General features: G+C 58.7%; 16 protein-coding genes and 1 pseudogene. 11 read left to right on the forward strand and 6 right to left on the reverse strand.

Annotated elements, in window-relative coordinates; translation table 11 throughout:
- Nucleotides 1-33: 33 nt before the first annotated feature.
- Complete coding sequence (locus ACYZT4_RS19815) at nt 34-1,989, reverse strand: RecQ family ATP-dependent DNA helicase (protein ID WP_461982489.1); 1,956 nt, start codon at nt 1,987-1,989, stop codon at nt 34-36.
- 488 nt (nt 1,990-2,477) lie between these two features.
- Here ACYZT4_RS19815 and ACYZT4_RS19820 point away from each other — a divergent pair, with 488 nt between their 5' ends.
- The 5 genes and pseudogenes from ACYZT4_RS19820 (at nt 2,478) to ACYZT4_RS19840 (ending at nt 4,699) form a co-directional block, all read left to right on the forward strand.
- Nucleotides 2,478-2,753 (forward strand): hypothetical protein, encoded by a 276-nt coding sequence (locus tag ACYZT4_RS19820; RefSeq protein WP_461982491.1) that lies wholly within the window; start codon nt 2,478-2,480, stop codon nt 2,751-2,753.
- A gap of 421 nt (nt 2,754-3,174) precedes the next feature.
- Complete coding sequence (locus ACYZT4_RS19825; protein ID WP_461982493.1) at nt 3,175-3,471, forward strand: hypothetical protein; 297 nt, start codon at nt 3,175-3,177, stop codon at nt 3,469-3,471.
- A 200-nt stretch (nt 3,472-3,671) separates the two neighbouring features.
- Nucleotides 3,672-3,839: pseudogene (locus ACYZT4_RS19830) on the forward strand (YhfG family protein); the annotation flags it as partial.
- A gap of 76 nt (nt 3,840-3,915) precedes the next feature.
- Entirely contained in the window at nt 3,916-4,287 is a 372-nt protein-coding gene (locus tag ACYZT4_RS19835; RefSeq protein WP_461982495.1) for a DUF1493 family protein, read from the forward strand.
- 64 nt (nt 4,288-4,351) lie between these two features.
- Entirely contained in the window at nt 4,352-4,699 is a 348-nt protein-coding gene (locus ACYZT4_RS19840; RefSeq protein ID WP_461982497.1) for an ATP-binding protein, read from the forward strand.
- Between the two features lie 61 nt (nt 4,700-4,760).
- Here the strand turns inward: ACYZT4_RS19840 and ACYZT4_RS19845 are convergent, their stop codons facing one another.
- From ACYZT4_RS19845 to ACYZT4_RS19855, 3 genes are all read right to left on the reverse strand, one after another.
- A complete protein-coding gene (locus ACYZT4_RS19845) occupies nt 4,761-6,302 on the reverse strand; it encodes a phosphoenolpyruvate carboxykinase (RefSeq protein WP_461982498.1) in 1,542 nt (513 codons plus the stop codon).
- 182 nt (nt 6,303-6,484) lie between these two features.
- Complete coding sequence (hslO, locus tag ACYZT4_RS19850) at nt 6,485-7,387, reverse strand: Hsp33 family molecular chaperone HslO (RefSeq protein ID WP_461982500.1); 903 nt, start codon at nt 7,385-7,387, stop codon at nt 6,485-6,487.
- Nucleotides 7,388-7,626: 239 nt separating this feature from the next.
- On the reverse strand, nt 7,627-8,034 hold the full coding sequence (locus ACYZT4_RS19855) for an RNA-binding S4 domain-containing protein (RefSeq protein WP_461982502.1): 408 nt from the start codon (nt 8,032-8,034) through the stop codon (nt 7,627-7,629).
- Nucleotides 8,035-8,150: 116 nt separating this feature from the next.
- On the opposite strand from ACYZT4_RS19855, the gene rimA reads away from it, so the two are divergent.
- Genes rimA through rimK form a run of 3 tightly spaced genes read left to right on the forward strand, consistent with a single transcriptional unit; the run spans nt 8,151 to nt 10,329 of the window.
- Nucleotides 8,151-8,930 (forward strand): S6 modification regulatory phosphodiesterase RimA, encoded by a 780-nt coding sequence (rimA, locus tag ACYZT4_RS19860; RefSeq protein WP_461982504.1) that lies wholly within the window; start codon nt 8,151-8,153, stop codon nt 8,928-8,930.
- 17 nt (nt 8,931-8,947) lie between these two features.
- Nucleotides 8,948-9,427, forward strand: a complete 480-nt coding sequence (rimB, locus tag ACYZT4_RS19865) for a retropepsin-like aspartic endopeptidase RimB (RefSeq protein WP_461982506.1) — start codon at nt 8,948-8,950, stop codon at nt 9,425-9,427.
- The gene (gene rimK / locus ACYZT4_RS19870; protein ID WP_003220641.1) at nt 9,424-10,329 is read left to right on the forward strand and encodes a 30S ribosomal protein S6--L-glutamate ligase; all 906 of its coding nucleotides are present in this window, start codon (nt 9,424-9,426) and stop codon (nt 10,327-10,329) included. Before rimB ends, rimK begins: the two co-directional genes overlap by 4 nt.
- Nucleotides 10,330-10,419: 90 nt before the next feature.
- On the opposite strand, the gene ACYZT4_RS19875 is transcribed toward rimK, so the two are convergent.
- Together ACYZT4_RS19875 and ompR are read right to left on the reverse strand one after the other, a co-directional pair.
- Nucleotides 10,420-11,733: an ATP-binding protein gene (locus tag ACYZT4_RS19875; protein ID WP_461982509.1), complete on the reverse strand. Its 1,314-nt coding sequence runs from the start codon at nt 11,731-11,733 to the stop codon at nt 10,420-10,422.
- Between the two features lie 102 nt (nt 11,734-11,835).
- Nucleotides 11,836-12,576, reverse strand: a complete 741-nt coding sequence (gene ompR, locus ACYZT4_RS19880) for an osmolarity response regulator transcription factor OmpR (RefSeq protein ID WP_414909052.1) — start codon at nt 12,574-12,576, stop codon at nt 11,836-11,838.
- Nucleotides 12,577-12,936: 360 nt separating this feature from the next.
- Here ompR and ACYZT4_RS19885 point away from each other — a divergent pair, with 360 nt between their 5' ends.
- The 3 genes from ACYZT4_RS19885 (at nt 12,937) to gshA (ending at nt 17,499) form a co-directional block, all read left to right on the forward strand.
- Nucleotides 12,937-15,261, forward strand: coding sequence for a Tex family protein (locus ACYZT4_RS19885; RefSeq protein ID WP_461982511.1), 2,325 nt, complete (start codon nt 12,937-12,939; stop codon nt 15,259-15,261).
- Entirely contained in the window at nt 15,261-15,644 is a 384-nt protein-coding gene (locus tag ACYZT4_RS19890) for a PaaI family thioesterase (RefSeq protein WP_461982513.1), read from the forward strand. The genes ACYZT4_RS19885 and ACYZT4_RS19890 overlap by 1 nt, the downstream gene beginning before the upstream one ends.
- Nucleotides 15,645-15,915: 271 nt before the next feature.
- Nucleotides 15,916-17,499, forward strand: a complete 1,584-nt coding sequence (gene gshA / locus ACYZT4_RS19895; RefSeq protein WP_461982515.1) for a glutamate--cysteine ligase — start codon at nt 15,916-15,918, stop codon at nt 17,497-17,499.
- The last annotated feature ends 203 nt before the right edge of the window (nt 17,500-17,702 follow it).

The following is a 17,702-nucleotide window of genomic DNA, read 5'->3' on the forward strand; positions in this document are numbered from 1 at the left end:
CCACCATAGTCAGCCACCGGGGTTTTTTGAAATTTATTCCTGTGATGGGGAACATTCAGCGGATGGATGCGCCTCGGCCCAGGCCCGCACTTCGCCATACGGGTGCGCCTCCAGCGCCGCAAAACCCGCAATCGACCGTGCTTTGAGTTTGGTAAACAGCGGCACGCTGATCCCACACAAAAATCGTGTCAACCGCTCAGCCGAAGGAGCGCTGCCGGTGTGCTGTTCGTGCTTGTGGATAAAGTCACCGCACAGCGCATCGAAGTTTTTATCCACAAGACCCGGCAACTCCGGAGGCGCCGGCAGTCGTGCCGCGTGCCCGTGACACACCGAACAATGCCCGCACTGCTGCGGCGCGTTTTCATCGCCGAAATACTTGGCCAGGCGATAGCCCAGACATTGGTCGGTGGCGAACAGATCAAGCATGGCGTGGATCCGCGCGATTTCCGTGCGTTCGTGCTGAGTGAAACAGGTGTGCAGTTCAGCACTCAGCGCCTGACTGTCGAAGTCCATTTGCAGCAGGCCGTAGACCTCGGTCATCTGCTTGCTTTCCAGCTCGACCCAGCCCTTCTCCTGGAAATAATCCAGCGCCTTCACCACCCGATTTCGCTCGGCCGAATACTGCTCGTAGAGCACATCGAAATTCACCGTCGCCCAGGTCCGCGCTCGTCTGGAGGTCTGGATGATCGCGGCCACGAAGTCTCTGCGCTCACCCTCGAAACGGTCGAGCAAGACCTCGGGTTCCTGCAAATACTTGAAACGGTATTCCGCGTAATAAGCGTATCGCGGCGCAATGATCCGGCGCAGTTCCAACTGCACCAACAAAGTCTTGAGCGGCAACTGGCGAATGTTGCTCTGATCGGCCAACGGCCCCAGCAGAAATTCCCATTGCCCTTCCGGCGCGGCAGCCTTCGCGTCGTCGAGCACGTAGCGAATGCCTTCCAGCTCGGGCGTATCGCCGTAAACGAAGTTTTCCAGCACGTTGAGGCTGTCGCGGTTGGCCAGTACCAGGCAGTCCGATGGCTGTCCGTCACGCCCGGCGCGGCCAATTTCCTGGCTGTAGTTTTCGATGGATTTGGGCAGGTCAAAATGCACCACGTTACGGATGTCGCTCTTGTCGATGCCCATGCCAAACGCAATGGTGGCGACGATGCAATTGGACTGCCCACTCATGAATCGTTTCTGGATGGCTTCGCGTTGTTCGTGGGGCAAACCGGCGTGATACGCCTCGGCTTGAATGCCGTTGCGTCCCAGGTGTTCGGCAATGTGCTCGGCGGTTTTCTGCTGGGTGACGTAGACGATGCTCGGCTGGTCCGGACGCTGACTCATCCATTCGACCAGGCGTCGGCGTTTCTCTTGGCCACGCACCGGCTCCACCAGCAAATTGAGGTTGGGACGGTAGAAACCAGTGGTGACCACGTCTTGCGGGGCGATGGCGAATTTCGCCTGCATGTCCGCGATCACTTTGGGGGTCGCGGTGGCCGTCAGCAGCAGTGCCTGCGGGATGTTGAACTGGTGCTGGTAGTCGGGAAGCTTGAGGTAGTCGGGACGGAAGTTATGGCCCCATTCCGAGATGCAATGCGCCTCATCCACCACCAGCAGCGAAATCGGTACCTGCTGCAAGAAATTGCGAAAGCGCTCGTTCTTCAGGCGCTCCACGGAAATCATCAGAATCTTCAACTCGCCGGACTTGGCCCGCGCCATCACGTCATTGGCGTCATCGCGGCTCTGGGCCGAATCGATGCTGCCTGCCGCAATACCGTGGCGCTGTAGAAACGCCAGTTGATCCTGCATCAATGCCAACAGCGGCGAGACCACCAGCGTCAGGTGCGGCAGCAACACCGCCGGCAGCTGGTAACACAAAGACTTACCCGAGCCCGTGGGAAAAATCGCCGCCGCCGAGCGCCCGGCCAACACAGCGCTGATCGCCGCTTCCTGGCCAGGCCGAAACTGTGGATAACCGAAAACCTGTTCCAGGGTGTTGTGCATAAGCTGTCACTCCGTTGACCGCTGCGAAGTCCAAAGCCTAGCCGGCAAACGCAGCAAGTCAGGAAAAGGTTGGGGGCAAAAACGATACGAGATGATACCGCGTCCATCGGGCCAAGCCTTCGCCACAGGTTGAAACAGTCGGGGCACTTTGCCTCCCTGACGTCCGACCCCATAGCAGCGGTAAGGTGCTTACTTGATTCCCTTCAAGTTCTTTACCGGGCATTTTCGAAACGCCCTACAAACTCTGGCGCTTGCCATACCGAGGTTCAATGCGAAGTGCCTGACAACACCATGGGAAATTTCCGCTGTAGGGTTTAGTTGTGGAAAACCTTGGCAAACACGTAGGGCCATTCCACAAAAGCCAGTAAAACTCCCTACGCAAACTGTCGATTGTGGCCGTCTTGCCGCAGTTAGTCGCCCCCGTCATAGTCTTCGCCGCGGCTCAAACAGAGTATCGAGCCGCCAGACTTTCTACAGGACGGCCCCCGATGAATGACCGCTATCGACCACTTAAAAGCAGCTACAGCGACAAGCCCGTCCTGGTCATCGACACCGAGGCCGACCCCCATGAAATCCTCGACGCCGCCCGCCAACGCATCCGCGCCGCCAGCGACCTGCTCGAAACCCTTTACTGCCTGTGCTTCAAACAGGCAGACGCGAGTGACATCCCGAACATCGTCAGCGCCCTCTACCTGCTGACCCAGGACGGTCACGAACTCCTCGAAATCGCCTGCCAGCGCCTGCCGAAAATCCCCGCCACTTGATGCGCAACCACCGGCCGTGTAGGAGCGTGGCTTGCCCGCGAAGAACGAAAACTCGGTAAAACCTGACTGCCAAATTCAACCAAAGATAAATCCGTAGGCTACGCCCTTCCAAAGCTTCATCCCCGTCCTACAACAGAAGACACCTTGTCGCCTATCGCCAACCGGCAGCCATATCTATAGTTGGCTGTCGCTGGCAATCAGCGGCCGGGCTTGGTCACCCGATTGGTATACGCATCAGCCTCCGTTGTATCCTGCGGCACCTCCGTGTCTGCACGCTATATGGTGGCTGTGTTTGGGACGCCTTCGGGCGTGCCGGGTATGCGTATGAACCTCACCGGTTGACCAACCCGAACACAGTCCGCCTCCCATCGCTTGGTCACGATGGAAGCGGTATCGCTTGATGCATTTGAGGATAAATACAATGAACAAGTTGAACCCGTTCCCCGATCGCTACCGCCCACTCAAAACCAACCTAACCGATACCCCGGCCCTGATCATCGACACAGAAGCCAACCCGCAAGACCTCCTCGAAGCCGCCCTCCAGCGCGTGCAAGCCTCCAGCGAACTGCTTCGAACCCTGCACTGCCAATGCTTCGAGCAAGGCGATCTCGAAGACATCCCCCACATCACCCACGCGCTCTACCTGTTGACCCAGGACGGCTGCGACCTGCTCACAGTCGCCCAGCAACGCATGATGAGCTGGAAAGCGCCTGCCTGACGTCGAGTAAACAGATCGTTCTCACGCTGTGCGTGGGAGCGATCCAAACACAATGCGGTGAAAGCCGTCTTTGAACACTGGAGATAACCATGAGCAAATTTTTAGATGAGCTGATGGATAGCGTGCAACAGACGAACGAGATCCTGAGGGGCGAGCGTCAACCTTACCGGGAGTACAACGTTGATGGGCTGACGATGGTGATGAGTGAATTAACCTTTAATCAAAAACAAATGCACTACGAAAAAGTCCGCCGCTCAAACTACTTGGCGAGCCTGCGTCTGGCGGGATTCGACACCTCACCGGCAGACCTCACCAAGCCGCTTCTTACACGAGAAGAAGCACTCGCAAAATACCGACAAGACAAACTGCAACAGTTTGCTCCCGTTCTTCCCTGCGAGCCTGACGACTAATAAGATCCGCCCAAGCCCAACCGGACGCACCCGAATGAACCTCGCCCCCAATTTCCCCGACGACCACACCATGCACCTGCTCATGCAGCTGCTACACGAAGAACTCGGCTTGCCCAAACGCAAAACCATCAGCCTCACTACGTCGATAAACTTCGATTTGGGCTGCGACGGAGCGGATGCGCGCCACCTGATGGAAGCGCTGGAGGAACAGTTCGGGGTCGACTTTGCAGACTTCGATGCCTATCGCTACGTTCAGCCGGAAGGGTTTGATGTGCTTCTCAAGCGAAGGGCAAAGGGACGGGGCGATAAAGTCCCACTCACTATCGGCATGCTTTATCAAGCGATCAAGGTGCAGAACTGGGATACACAGGAACTGGAAAGCCAATTGAGCAGAAGCTGCGACTGAAGAGGTCCGCGTAACTGCAATTATTCTGGCAGCTAAAGAGGGGCGAAAGTACGGTTTAAGCCTAATGGTGGTCAGTCAACGCCCTTCAGAAGTATCAGACACAATATTCTTCCAATGCAGTAACTTCATATCTTTGAGACTCACGAATACCATCGACCAAGGTTATATCAAGGCACTTCTTCCAGACAGCGCCAATGGTTTAGTGGACCTTCTGCCAAGTCTAGCCCAAGGTGAAGCTTTAATCGTAGGTGACGCAGTTCTAATGCCCAGTTTGGTTCGTTTGAAAAAACCAGGCCCTGAACCAAAATCTGCAAGCGTAAATGTCTTCAAAGAATGGAATACAAACTGGCAAGAAGTCGTTTTCGAGACAGTTATAGAACGGTGGCAAAAACAAGACACTAGTTCTTCTTGATTCAAAAGTTATAAAAAAGCCGCCCTCAAAGGGCGGCTTTTTCATTCGTTAAATCCAAGCCTCATAGCCTAGGCCCAGCAGCCTTGATCGCATCGCTCACTTCGAACTTCTTGAAGTTCTCAACAAACAACCCGGCCAGCGCCTTGGCAGCTTCATCGTAAGCAGCCTTGTCAGCCCAGGTATTGCGTGGGTTCAACAGGCCGGTATCAACGCCCGGTACAGCCAGTGGCACGTCAAGGTTGATGGTGTCGAGGTGTTCGGTTTCAGCACCGATCAACGCACCGCTCTGGATTGCCGCGATGACGCCGCGAGTGGTCGGAATGTTGAAGCGTTTGCCGACGCCGTAGCCGCCGCCGGTCCAGCCGGTATTGACCAGGTAAACCTTGGAGCCGAAGCCGCGGATGCGCTTGATCAGCAATTCTGCGTATTCGCCGGCAGGACGCGGGAAGAACGGTGCGCCGAAGCAGGTGGAGAAGGTCGACTTGATGCCGCTGCCGGAACCCATTTCGGTCGAGCCCACCAGTGCGGTGTAGCCGGACAGGAAGTGGTAGGCCGCTTGTTCTTCGCTGAGGATCGAGACTGGCGGCAGCACGCCGGTCAGGTCGCAGGTCAGGAAGATCACAGCGTTTGGCTCGCCACCGAGGTTCTTCTCGGAGCGCTTGGCAACGTGCTCCAGCGGGTAGGCGGCGCGGCTGTTCTGGGTCAGGCTGACATCAGCGTAGTCGGCGTGCTTGGCGTCATCGATGATGACGTTTTCCAGGACTGCGCCGTGCTTGATGGCTTTCCAGATGACCGGCTCGTTCTTCTCGGACAAGTCGATGCACTTGGCGTAGCAGCCGCCTTCGATGTTGAAGACAATGCCTTCGCCCCAGCCGTGTTCGTCGTCACCGATCAGGTAACGGCTTTCATCGGCGGACAGGGTGGTCTTGCCGGTGCCGGACAGACCGAAGAACAGGGTCACGTCGCCCGCTTCGCCGATGTTGGCGGCACAGTGCATCGGCAGCACGTCAGCGGCCGGCAGCAGGAAGTTCTGCACCGAGAACATGGCTTTCTTCATCTCACCGGCGTAGCGCATGCCGGCGATCAGCACTTTCTTCTGTGCGAAGTTGAGGATCACGCAACCGTCGGAGTGGGTGCCGTCACGCTCTGGCACGCATTCGAAGTTGGCAACGTTGAGCACTTGCCACTCATCACGGCCGGCCGGGTTGTACTGGGCCGGATTGATGAACAGGCAACGACCGAACAGGTTCTGCCAGGCAGTCTGGGTGGTCATCTTCACGGCCAGGTAGTGCTCCGAGGCCTCACCTACATGCACGTGCGATACGAAATGCTCTTGCGCATTGTTGAACGCTTCAACGCGGTTCCACAGGGCATCGAACTTGTCGGCCGGGAACTTGCGGTTGATCGGGCCCCAGGAGATCGCATCCTGGGTAGTCGGTTCTTCAACAATGAAACGGTCAACTGGCGAGCGGCCGGTACGGTGACCGGTGTGAACAACCAGCGCGCCGGTGTCGGCAAGCTCGCCTTCACCGCGACTCAGAGCTTCTTTTACCAGATCGTCAATACTCAGATCGGTGTACACGGCATTATTGGCTTGCGTCATGAGATTCCCCGTCGGCCAGTGGCCGAGTGTGCTCCAAACGTTTTGTAGTAGAAAGTCGTGCACTACTACCGCGACAAAAAGTGGGCCGGATTATGCCAGAAAAGCCCAAAAAGAGTAGGGCCCTCCCGTCGTAACGGCGTTATTCCGGCGCTAACCAGTGAATTTACCTGCGCTGAACCGTTTTAGTGTCGGGTATCTGACGGCGTCTCGACGCCTGCGCCAGCGAACAATTGAGTGATGTCGGCGGAGTCGAACAGGTAACGCTGGTTGCAAAACTGGCAATCGATCTCGATGTTGCCACCGTGTTCGATAACCAGCGCCTGGGCATCTTCCAGACCCAAACTGACCAGCGCATTGGCAGAACGTTCGCGCGAGCAGCTGCATCGGAAGCGCAGTTTCTGCACGTCGAACAACCGAACCTGCTCTTCGTGGTAGAGGCGATGGAGCACGGTTTCGTTGTCCAGGCTCAGCAACTCATCGGCCGTCAGGGTGCCGCCCAGCGCGGTAATGTGCTGCCAACTGGCGGCGCGATCTTCTTCGTCCTTGAGACGGTCGGCGGGCAATTGCTGCAATAACAAACCGCGGGAGCGACGGCCATCGGCGTACAGCCAGAAACGCGTGCCCACCTGTTGCGACATGACGAAATAGTTGGTGAAGCATTCCGACAGGGTCTCGCCGTCCAGGTCAACGATGCCCTGATAACGCTGGCCCACGGTGGGGTCGACGGTCAGCGCCAACACGCCGTTGGGCATCAGATCGGCCAACGTCGCGTCGGGCGCAATCCGGTCGGCCTCGTAACGGGCCAGGCCACGGATTTCACGTTCGCTTGAACACTCAATCATCAACAACGGGATCGGCCCATCGGAACGCGCCTGCAGAATCAGCAGACCGTCAAACTTCAAGGTGCCGACCAGCAACGACGCCGCAGCCATCAGTTCGCCGAGCAATTGCGCAACCGGCTCCGGATAGGGGTGTTTGGCGAGGACTTCGGCGTAACTGCGCTCCAACGAAACCAGCTCGCCGCGGGTGTCGCTGTCATCGAAGATGAAGCGTTGGGTGTAGTCGGTATCCGTGAGATCGGTCATAGGTCTGGGTATCTGAAGTAAATGACAAAAATAAAAGTGAAAACTACGCCCCTGCACCAGCCTTCTGGTTATGGCCTACAGGTCAGAGGCTGTGTGCGATTTTCGACGAGTGGCTGTTTGGCCTGCTCGACTCGCGGTTGGCGAATTACCCGATATGGCTGCGCAGGTGGGTAATTGCAAGTCTACGGCCCGTGAAGGCCGGCGATGACGTCAGTCTGAACCACACAGAAATAACCGACTCACTCGTCGTTACTGCTCCCACGAAACTTAAACAAATCCCGCCGCTGTTTCTTGCTTGGCTTGCCATCGGTGCTAACGCCCAACGAACCCGCCTTGCGCATGGCCGCGGCCGCTTCGCGCTTGGCGATGCTGGCCTCGGTTTCGGCATACAGCGTCTGAGCTTCCGGTGCGCCACGGCGCACGATCGACAAGGCCTGGACCACCACCGTGCGCTCTTCGAATCCCATGCGAAGCTGGAACTCGTCGCCGACCCTCGGTTCCTTGCCTGGCTTGCAACGCTCACCCCGGCAATGCACCTTGCCACTTTCAATCGCCGCCTTGGCCAAGGCACGTGTTTTATAAAACCGCGCGGCCCACAACCATTTATCGAGACGGACCTTGTCGTCCTCTTCCTGTTTTTGTGCCACTTGAATTCCTCTTTCCGCCAATAGTCGGAACTGTACTACCGTTTCTGTCGGGCGCAAGAACTCGGCCCTCCAGATAGACTGTGATCTTGGCCGACCCATCGGCATGGAGTGCTCGAGTGACTAAATTTCCGTCTTCATTGACTTCGCCCAAGGGCGGTTGCCAGGGTTGCCAGCAAAGCGAGCCTTTAGGCTTCGACTTTTCCTTCGCCTACCAACCGATCGTCGACTTGCGAGACCAGTCGGTTTTCGCCCATGAAGCGCTGGTGCGCGGGGTGGCGGGAGAAGGTGCGATGTCGGTCCTTGATCAGGTCACCGAGGCGAATCGCTACCGCTTTGACCAGCTCTGCCGGACTCGCGCCATTGAAGGTGCGGCGCGTTTAGATATGCAGACACACTTGTCGATCAACTTCATGCCCAACGCCGTGTACCGTCCGGAGCTGTGTATTCGCAGCACGCTGGAGGCGGCAAAAAAATACAACTTTCCCATCGACCGGCTGATTTTCGAAACCCTGGAAAGCGAGCATGTAGATAACTATCGCCATTTGACTAATATTCTGCGTGAATACCGCGAATTCGGCTTCAAGACCGCCATCGATGATTTCGGTGCTGGATACTCGGGGCTCAATCTGCTGGCTGATTTCCAACCAGACCTGATCAAACTCGACATGGCACTGATCCGCGATGTCGACCGCGACCGTGTCCGCCAGGCTATCGTTCGGGGGATTGTCACAATCTGTGCGGAGTTGGACGTTACAGTCATCGCCGAAGGCATTGAAAGTGCCGGAGAACGGGATTTCCTGGCGGACTGTGGAATTTTTCTGATGCAGGGTTACTGGTTCGCCAAACCTGCATTCAAAGCGTTGGCCCAGGTGTCTCCTGAAGCCTGGACGCGCTAATCGCCGGTTTTTTCCTATTGAAGACATTTGATCATTTGACCGTTGTCGGTCTGCGCGAGTGGGTGGCGCTCCCGGGTCTGGGAGTCGCGGGCCTGCGGGCAAAAATCGACACCGGTGCCAGCACCTCCAGCCTGCACGCCACCGATATCGAGCCGTTTGAGCGCGATGGCGAACACTGGGTGCGTTTTACAGCGCACCTGGGCACGGTGGTGCAACTGCGTCACCGGCGCTGCGAAGCACCGCTGGTAACGATGAAAACCATTAAAAGCTCCAATGGCCATTCGCAGAAGCGCTACGTGGTCAGCACCACCCTGGCCCTCGGTGATCGAGTCTGGCGGGTCGAGTTCACCCTCGCCTGCCGCAAGTCCATGCGTTATCGCCTGCTACTGGGTTCCAAAGCCCTGATCGACGGCCAACTGGTGGTCAATCCAGGCATCAAATATGTACAAGACAAGCCGGTGTTCCCGGTATCTACCTCTTCCACAGGTGTTGCATGAAGATCGCTGTGCTGTCGCGGAACCCGCGTTTGTATTCCACTCGTCGTCTGGTCGAAGCCGGAACCGAGCGTGGCCATGAAATGGTGGTGGTCGACACGCTGCGCGCCTACATGAACATCGCCAGCCACAAGCCGCAAATCCACTACCGCGGCAAGCCGCTGGAAGGCTTTGATGCGGTGATCCCGCGGATTGGCGCGTCGGTGACGTTCTATGGCTGCGCGGTGTTGCGTCAGTTCGAAATGATGGGGGTGTTCCCGCTCAACGAATCGGTGGCCATTGCCCGCTCGCGGGACAAGCTGCGTTCGCTGCAATTGCTATCGCGCCGCGGAATTGGTCTGCCGGTTACCGGGTTTGCCCACTCCCCGGATGACATTCCCGACTTGATCGACATGGTCAACGGCGCGCCGCTGGTGATCAAGGTGCTGGAAGGCACCCAGGGCATCGGCGTGGTGCTGTGCGAAACCGCAACGGCGGCGGAATCGGTGATCGAAGCCTTCATGGGCCTCAAGCAAAACATCATGGTGCAGGAATACATTAAGGAAGCCGGCGGCGCGGACATCCGCTGCTTCGTGGTCGGCGACAAGGTGATTGCGGCGATGAAGCGTCAGGCCAAGCCTGGGGAGTTCCGCTCCAACCTGCATCGCGGCGGCAGCGCCAGCCTGATCAAGATCACGCCGGAAGAACGCATGACCGCGTTGCGCGCGGCGAAGGTAATGGGTCTGGCGGTGGCGGGTGTGGATATTCTGCGTTCCAATCACGGACCGTTGGTGATGGAAGTGAACTCGTCGCCGGGGCTGGAAGGGATTGAGACCACGACAGGGAAGAATGTGGCGGGGATCATCATCGAGCATCTGGAGAAGAATGGCGGGCCGAATATGACGCGCACCAAGGGCAAAGGATAGGGGAGTTTTGAGCTGCAAGCTGCAAGCTTCAAGCGGCAAGTGAAAGCTGCTTGTAGCTTGTAGCTTGTAGCTTGTAGCTTGTAGCTGCTCCTATACCGCATCGCGCGGCAACATCAATCCCAGCGGCAACCGCACCCGCGCTTCCAGCCCACCACCCGTTCGGTTACGTAGCTCGACATTCCCGCCATGCATCGAAGCAATCCGCTTCACAATCGCCAAGCCTAACCCAGTGCCCTTCCCGCCCCGAGCACGATCCCCCCGGGTGAACGGGTTGAAGATCGCTTCCAGCTCCGACGGATCAATCCCCGCGCCACGGTCCATGACACTCAACACCACGTACGGTGCACTCACGTCTCCGGACACATAGGCCGCCACCTCCACTCCGTTGCCGGCGTGATGCAGCGCGTTGCCGATCAGGTTGTTCAGCAACCGTTTCATCGACACCCGCCGCAACGGGAACGGTTGAATCGGCTCCAGGCGCAGGCACACTTTCTCTTCGTTCTGGTTGTACGGCGCGGCAACTTCACGCACCAGGTCGGTCAAGTCCACCTCTTCCACCGATTCATCGCGGCCATCGCGAATGAAGGCCAGGAACTGATCAAGAATCGCGTCCATGTCTTCGATGTCACGGACCATGTCGTCTGACAGATCGCTGTGGTCGCCCATCAATTCCAGCGACAGGCGCAATCGGGTCAGTGGTGTCCGCAGGTCATGGGATACACCCGCCAGCATTAGCTCACGCTCGCGACCAGCCTGTTCGACGTCTTCGGCCATCTGGTTGAACGCGCGATAGACCTCGGCCATTTCACTCGGTGTATCGCTGATCGGCAGGCGCACGCTGCGGCCCTGGCCGAGTTGCCTCGCGGCATAGACCAAACGCTTCAAGGGTTGATTGAGCTGACTGACGAAGATCCACGCTGAAGCGGTGGACAGCAAGCCGATGGCGAGGAACCAGCCCAGTACGTTCCAGATTTTCTGGCCGCGCAGGGGATGCGGGTACAGCGGCACTTTCAGCCAGCCATCGCCCAGGCTCGGCGCCCGGACCCACAGCGCCGGCGGCGAATGCATACGCAAGCGCACTTCGGTGTCGGCGCCCAGTTCCGCCTGCATCTGCCGCTGATAGATTTCGCTGTAGGGCCAGTGTTGCTCGCCTTCAGGCACACCCGTGCCTACGACCCGGATCAGGGTCGCGGCTTCGGCAATCTTGTCACGGTTTTCTTCATCCGCCGCCCAGTAGGCGCGTAGCGTCAGGGCGACGCCATGACTGTATTGACGGTCCACCAGCACGTCCTCGTTCATCAACAGATAAACCAGGGTCAGCGCCTTGGAGAACAGGACAACGATCAGCACCAGCCACAGGGTGCGGGAGAAAAAACTTTGGGGGAACCACACGGGGGTTTTCATGGATAACCGCTACACACTTGCAGGAGCGAGCGATGCTCGCATATTGCGGATCGCGAGTCTGCGGACGCTACGTCCGCAAGACCCGCTCCTACAAATCGCCGATCACTTGGTGGCGGCGCCATCCGGAACGAACACGTAGCCCACGCCCCAGACAGTCTGGATGTAACGCGGCTTGGAAGGATCAGGTTCGATCATCCGGCGCAGACGGGAGATCTGCACGTCGATGGAACGCTCCAGGGCATCCCACTCGCGGCCACGGGCCAGGTTCATCAGCTTGTCGCGAGTCAGTGGCTGACGCGCGTTCATGACCAGCGCCTTTAGCACCGCGAACTCACCGGTGGTGAGCATGTGCACTTCGTCGCCGCGCTTGAGTTCGCGGGTCGCCAGGGACAGTTCGTAGTCACCGAAGGTTACGCTTTCGTCTTCGCTGCCCGGTGCGCCCGGCACCGGGGTCGACTGACGGCGCAGGACCGCTTTGACCCGAGCCATGAGCTCATCCGGGTTGAACGGCTTGGCCAGGTAATCGTCGGCGCCCAGTTCCAGGCCTTTGATGCGGCTCAGCTCGTCGCCCTTGGCGGTGAGCATGATGATCGGAATCTGATTGTTCGCGCCACGCAGGCGGCGGCAGGCGGTCAAGCCGTCTTCGCCGGGCAGCATCAGGTCGAGGACGACCAGGTTGAACACTTCACGCGCCAGCAGGCGGTCCATCTGTTCGGTGTTCGGTACGGCGCGGGCGCGATAGCCCTTGCTGACGAAAAAGCGTTCCAGCAGGCTGCTGAGCCCCGGATCGTCGTCAACGATAAGAATTTTTTCGCCTTCAGCAATGTTTGCAGTGCTGCTCATTGGATGCTCCTTTGATCTCGGCGCGCATTATGGCGTAGCTGCCGTTATACGCACCGTGTGCATTGTTAGCAGATTTTTCCTTCACTGCCAGAAATCCGGGCATTGTGCCTACAGACTGTGACGCCCCCGAATGACACAACGCTGGTTATAATGCGCGGCGTTTTGTGTCAGGCAACGTCTGATCGTTACCGTACTGGCGACTTTTCATTTTCATCGCCACGGTAGTAATTGTTCGATTTCACGGGTCAACGGGATGCCTGTTGATCCAGGTAGCGGCGCAGGCCAGGCCGCTCAACCAGACTCGCCGAGCCTTTATTCCTGCGCCCGCGAGCCTGCTTTCACAATTTGTCAGGTGGTTTTATGGACAGCATCAACAGCCGCATCGCCGGGGAACTCGGCGTACGCCCACAACAGGTCGAAGCGGCCGTCGCGCTACTCGATGAAGGCTCTACCGTTCCCTTCATCGCCCGTTACCGGAAAGAAGTGACCGGCAGCCTTGATGACATCCAGTTGCGTCATCTGGAAGAGCGTCTGCGCTACCTGCGAGAACTCGACGAACGGCGCATCAGCATCCTCGCCAGCATCGAAGAGCAAGGCAAGCTGACCCCGCAACTGGAACGCGACATCAAGCTCGCCGACACCAAGACCCGCCTCGAAGACTTGTACCTGCCGTACAAGCAGAAGCGCCGCACCAAGGGCCAGATTGCCCTGGAAGCCGGCCTCGGCGAGCTGGCGGACGGTCTGTTCAACGACCCGAACCTGACCCCGGACGTCGAAGCCGCGCGCTTCATCGACGCCGAAAAAGGCGTGGCCGATGTGAAGGCGGCCCTCGAAGGCGCCAAGTACATCCTCATGGAGCGCTTCGCTGAAAACGCCGGCCTGCTGGAAAAACTGCGCGGCTACCTGAAGCAGGAAGCCATCCTCAGTGCCCGCGTGATCGCCGGCAAGGAAGAGGAAGGCGCCAAGTTCCGCGACTATTTCGAACACGACGAACCGCTGAAAAGCATGCCGTCGCACCGCGCGCTGGCGATTTTCCGTGGCCGCAACGAAGGCATTCTGAGTTCCGCGCTGAAAGTCGGCGACGAACTGCCGGGCACCATGCACCCGTGTGAAGGCATGATCGGCCAGCAGTTCGGCATCCAGAACCAGAACCGCGCCGCCGACAAATGGCTGGGCGAAGTGGTGCGCTGGACGTGGAAGGTCAAGCTCTACACCCACCTTGAAACCGATTTGCTCGGCGAACTGCGCGACGGCGCGGAGACCGAAGCGATCAACGTGTTCGCCCACAACCTGCACGACCTGCTGCTGTCGGCCCCGGCAGGCCCGCGCGCCACCCTCGGTCTCGACCCGGGCCTGCGCACCGGTTGCAAGGTCGCCGTGGTCGACTCCACCGGCAAGCTGCTGGATCACGCCACGGTTTACCCGCACGTACCGCACAACAAGTGGGATCAGACTCTCGCCGTGCTGGCCGCCCTGTGCGCCAAACACTCGGTGGACCTGATCGCCATCGGCAATGGCACCGCGAGTCGAGAAACCGACAAGCTTGCCGCTGAACTGATCAAAAAATACCCAGCGATGAAGATGACCAAAGTCATGGTCTCCGAGGCCGGCGCATCGGTTTATTCGGCGTCGGAACTGGCCTCCAAGGAATTCCCGGACCTCGACGTGTCGATCCGTGGCGCGGTGTCGATTGCCCGTCGCTTGCAGGACCCGCTGGCCGAACTGGTGAAAATCGATCCGAAGTCCATCGGGGTCGGCCAGTACCAGCACGACGTGTCGCAGCTGAAACTGGCGCGCGGCCTGGACGCCGTGGTCGAGGACTGCGTGAACGCCGTGGGCGTCGACGTGAACACCGCTTCGGTTGCGCTGCTGGCGCGCATCTCCGGCCTTAACGCGACCCTGGCGCAGAACATCGTTAGCCACCGCGACGAGCACGGCGCGTTCAAAACCCGCGCGGCGTTGAAGAAAGTCGCGCGTCTGGGCGAAAAAACCTTCGAACAGGCGGCCGGTTTCCTGCGCGTGATGAACGGCGACAACCCGCTGGATTCGTCGGCGGTTCACCCGGAAGCCTATCCGCTGGTGCAGCGCATTGCCGCTGAAACCGACCGTGATATCCGTTCGTTGATCGGCGACGCCAGCTTCCTCAAGCGTCTGGACCCAAAGAAGTACACCGACGAAACCTTCGGTCTGCCAACGGTCACCGACATTCTGCAAGAGCTGGAAAAACCTGGCCGCGACCCGCGTCCCGAGTTCAAGACGGCCGAGTTTCAGGAAGGCGTCGAAGACCTCAAGGACCTCGAACTGGGAATGATCCTCGAAGGCGTCGTGACCAACGTGACCAACTTCGGAGCATTCGTCGACATCGGCGTGCATCAGGACGGGTTGGTGCACATCTCAGCGCTTTCGGAGAAGTTCATCAAAGACCCGCGTGAAGCGGTGAAGGCCGGCGACGTGGTGAAAGTAAAGGTCATGGAAGTCGACATCCCACGCAAACGTGTGGGTCTGTCGATGCGCATGAGCGACACGCCGGGCGAGAAAATCGACGGCGCTCGTGGTGCGCGTCCAGGGTCGGCACCACGCCAGTCGCAGAACACGCCGCCACGCAAGGAAACCACGGCAGCCGCCCCAACCAACAACCCCATGGCTTCGCTGTTCGCCAACGCCAAGCAGTTGAAGAAACGCTGATGGAGTTGCCCGCCGGCGTCACCGAAAGTGCATTCTTCAGGCTGCTGGGCTGCCGTTTGCACAGCCTGGAAACCGGGGTGGCTCAAGTGGCCCTGGGGCTTGAGCCAGAACTGCGCAATCGCGGCGGCAAGCTGCACGGCGGGGCGTTGTTCAGTCTGGTGGACATTGCCATGGGGCTGGCCTGTTCCAGTGCCCATGGCTTCGACCAGCAGAGCGTGACCATCGAATGCAAGATCAACTACATCCGCGCCGTTTCCGACGGCGAGGTGATGTGCACGGCGCGGGTGATTCACCCAGGCCGGCGCACTTTAGTGGTCGAGGCCGACGTGATGCAGGGCGACAAACTCGTCGCAAAAGCACAAGGCACGTTCGTTGTCCTGTAGCTAGATGTCATCGATTTGAGTTAATTTCAGCGCAACGAATCCTGTAGGAGTGAGCCTGCTCGCGATGGCGGTGTGTCAGACGAAGCATGTGTTGACTGACACACCGCCATCGCGAGCAGGCTCACTCCTACAGGGATTGTGCAGTTCTTGATCGACCGGCATGGCTTGCGCGGTTGCAAAAACCAGGCGAAAACGCCAGTTTTAACTTCACCCTTGTAGACCGTCCTGCCCACCCCCATATTGGGGCGACTGACGCGTGAAGGAATCCAACTTGAGCGAACTTCTCAACCGCCGCCTGGCTCTGCTCGGCGAGCGCGCTAACCTCTCTCTGCTCGAACAGTGCCTTCACGGCATCGAACGTGAATGCCTGCGCGTGACTGGCGAAGGTCGCCTGGCGCAAACGCCGCACCCGGAAGAATTGGGTTCTGCGCTGACCAACGAACAAATCACCACCGACTATTCCGAGTCGCTGCTGGAATTCATCACGCCCGCCCTGCCCGACCCGGCCGACACCCTGGCGAGCCTGGACAAGATTCACCGTTTTGCCTACAGCAAGCTCGGCAACGAGTACCTGTGGAGTCCATCGATGCCGTGCCCGTTGCCGGCCGAGGAAGATATCCCTATCGCCTATTACGGCACCTCCAACATCGGCCAGCTCAAGTACGTCTACCGCAAGGGCCTGGCCCTGCGCTACGGCAAGACCATGCAGTGCATCGCCGGGATTCACTACAACTTCTCCCTGCCAGAGACGCTTTGGCCGCTGCTCAGGGAAACGGAAGGCTTTGTCGGCACCGACCGCGACTATCAGTCGTTTGCCTACATCGCGCTGATTCGTAACTTCCGCCGCTACAGCTGGCTGCTGATGTACCTGTTCGGTGCTTCGCCAGCACTGGATGCGGGTTTCCTGCGCGGTCGTTCGCACCAGCTGGAACAACTGGACCCGGACACGTTGTACCTGCCGTACGCCACCAGCCTGCGCATGAGTGACCTCGGTTACCAGAGCAACGCCCAGGCCGGTTTGACGCCGTGCTACAACGACCTGGCGAGCTACACCGACAGCTTGCGCGAGGCCGTGGCTACGCCGTATGCGCCTTATGTGGAAATCGGCACGCATCAGGACGGTGAGTGGGTTCAACTCAACACCAACATCCTGCAGATCGAAAACGAGTACTACTCCAACATCCGCCCGAAACGCGTGACCTACACCGGTGAACGGCCGATCCAGGCGCTGGTGGCCCGTGGCATTCAGTACGTCGAAGTGCGTTGCCTGGACATCAACCCGTTCCTGCCGATGGGCATCGATCTCACCGAATCGCGCTTCCTCGACGCGTTCCTGCTGTATTGCGCGCTGAACGACAGCCCGTTGCTGACCAACAACACCTGCGGCAACGCAACATCCAACTTCCTCAGCGTGGTCAAGGAAGGTCGCCGTCCAGGTCTGCAATTGCAGCGTGACGGGCAGCCGGTTGAAATGAAGGAATGGGCGAGCGAGTTGCTGGAGAAAATTGCTCCACTGGCTGCGTTGCTGGATCAGAGCCATGGCGGCGATGCACACAGCAAGTCGCTGGATGAGCAACTGGCCAAGGTCAAGGATTCGTCCCTGACACCATCGGCTCAGGTGTTGGCAGCTATGGCCGAGCACAAGGAAAGCTTCAGCCAATTCTCCCTGCGCCAAAGCCAGGCCCATGCCGAGTATTTCCGCAGCGAACCTTTGAGCGCTGAAGACCAGGCAACGTTTGAAGCGCGCGCGCGTTCGTCGCTGGCGGAGCAAGTGGAACTGGAGCAGAACGAAGTCGGCGATTTCGATGTGTTTGTCGGATCGTATCAGGCGAGCATTCTGGCGATCAGTAACTGACGCTGGCGGTCCTGCGGACCTTAATCGCCGGCAAGCCGGCTCCTAAAAAATCATGTGCATCACGCGGAACCCTGCAGGAGCTGGCTTGCCAGCGATGGCGATCGAAAGATCGCTGCAGGGCTTTAGGGCCTCATCGCCGGCAAGCGGGGCTTCGACAGGTGCAGTGGCGCTTAGAATTTTCCGTACATAAGCTCATTCGAAAA

This window comes from Pseudomonas sp. GB2N2, assembly GCF_054897705.1.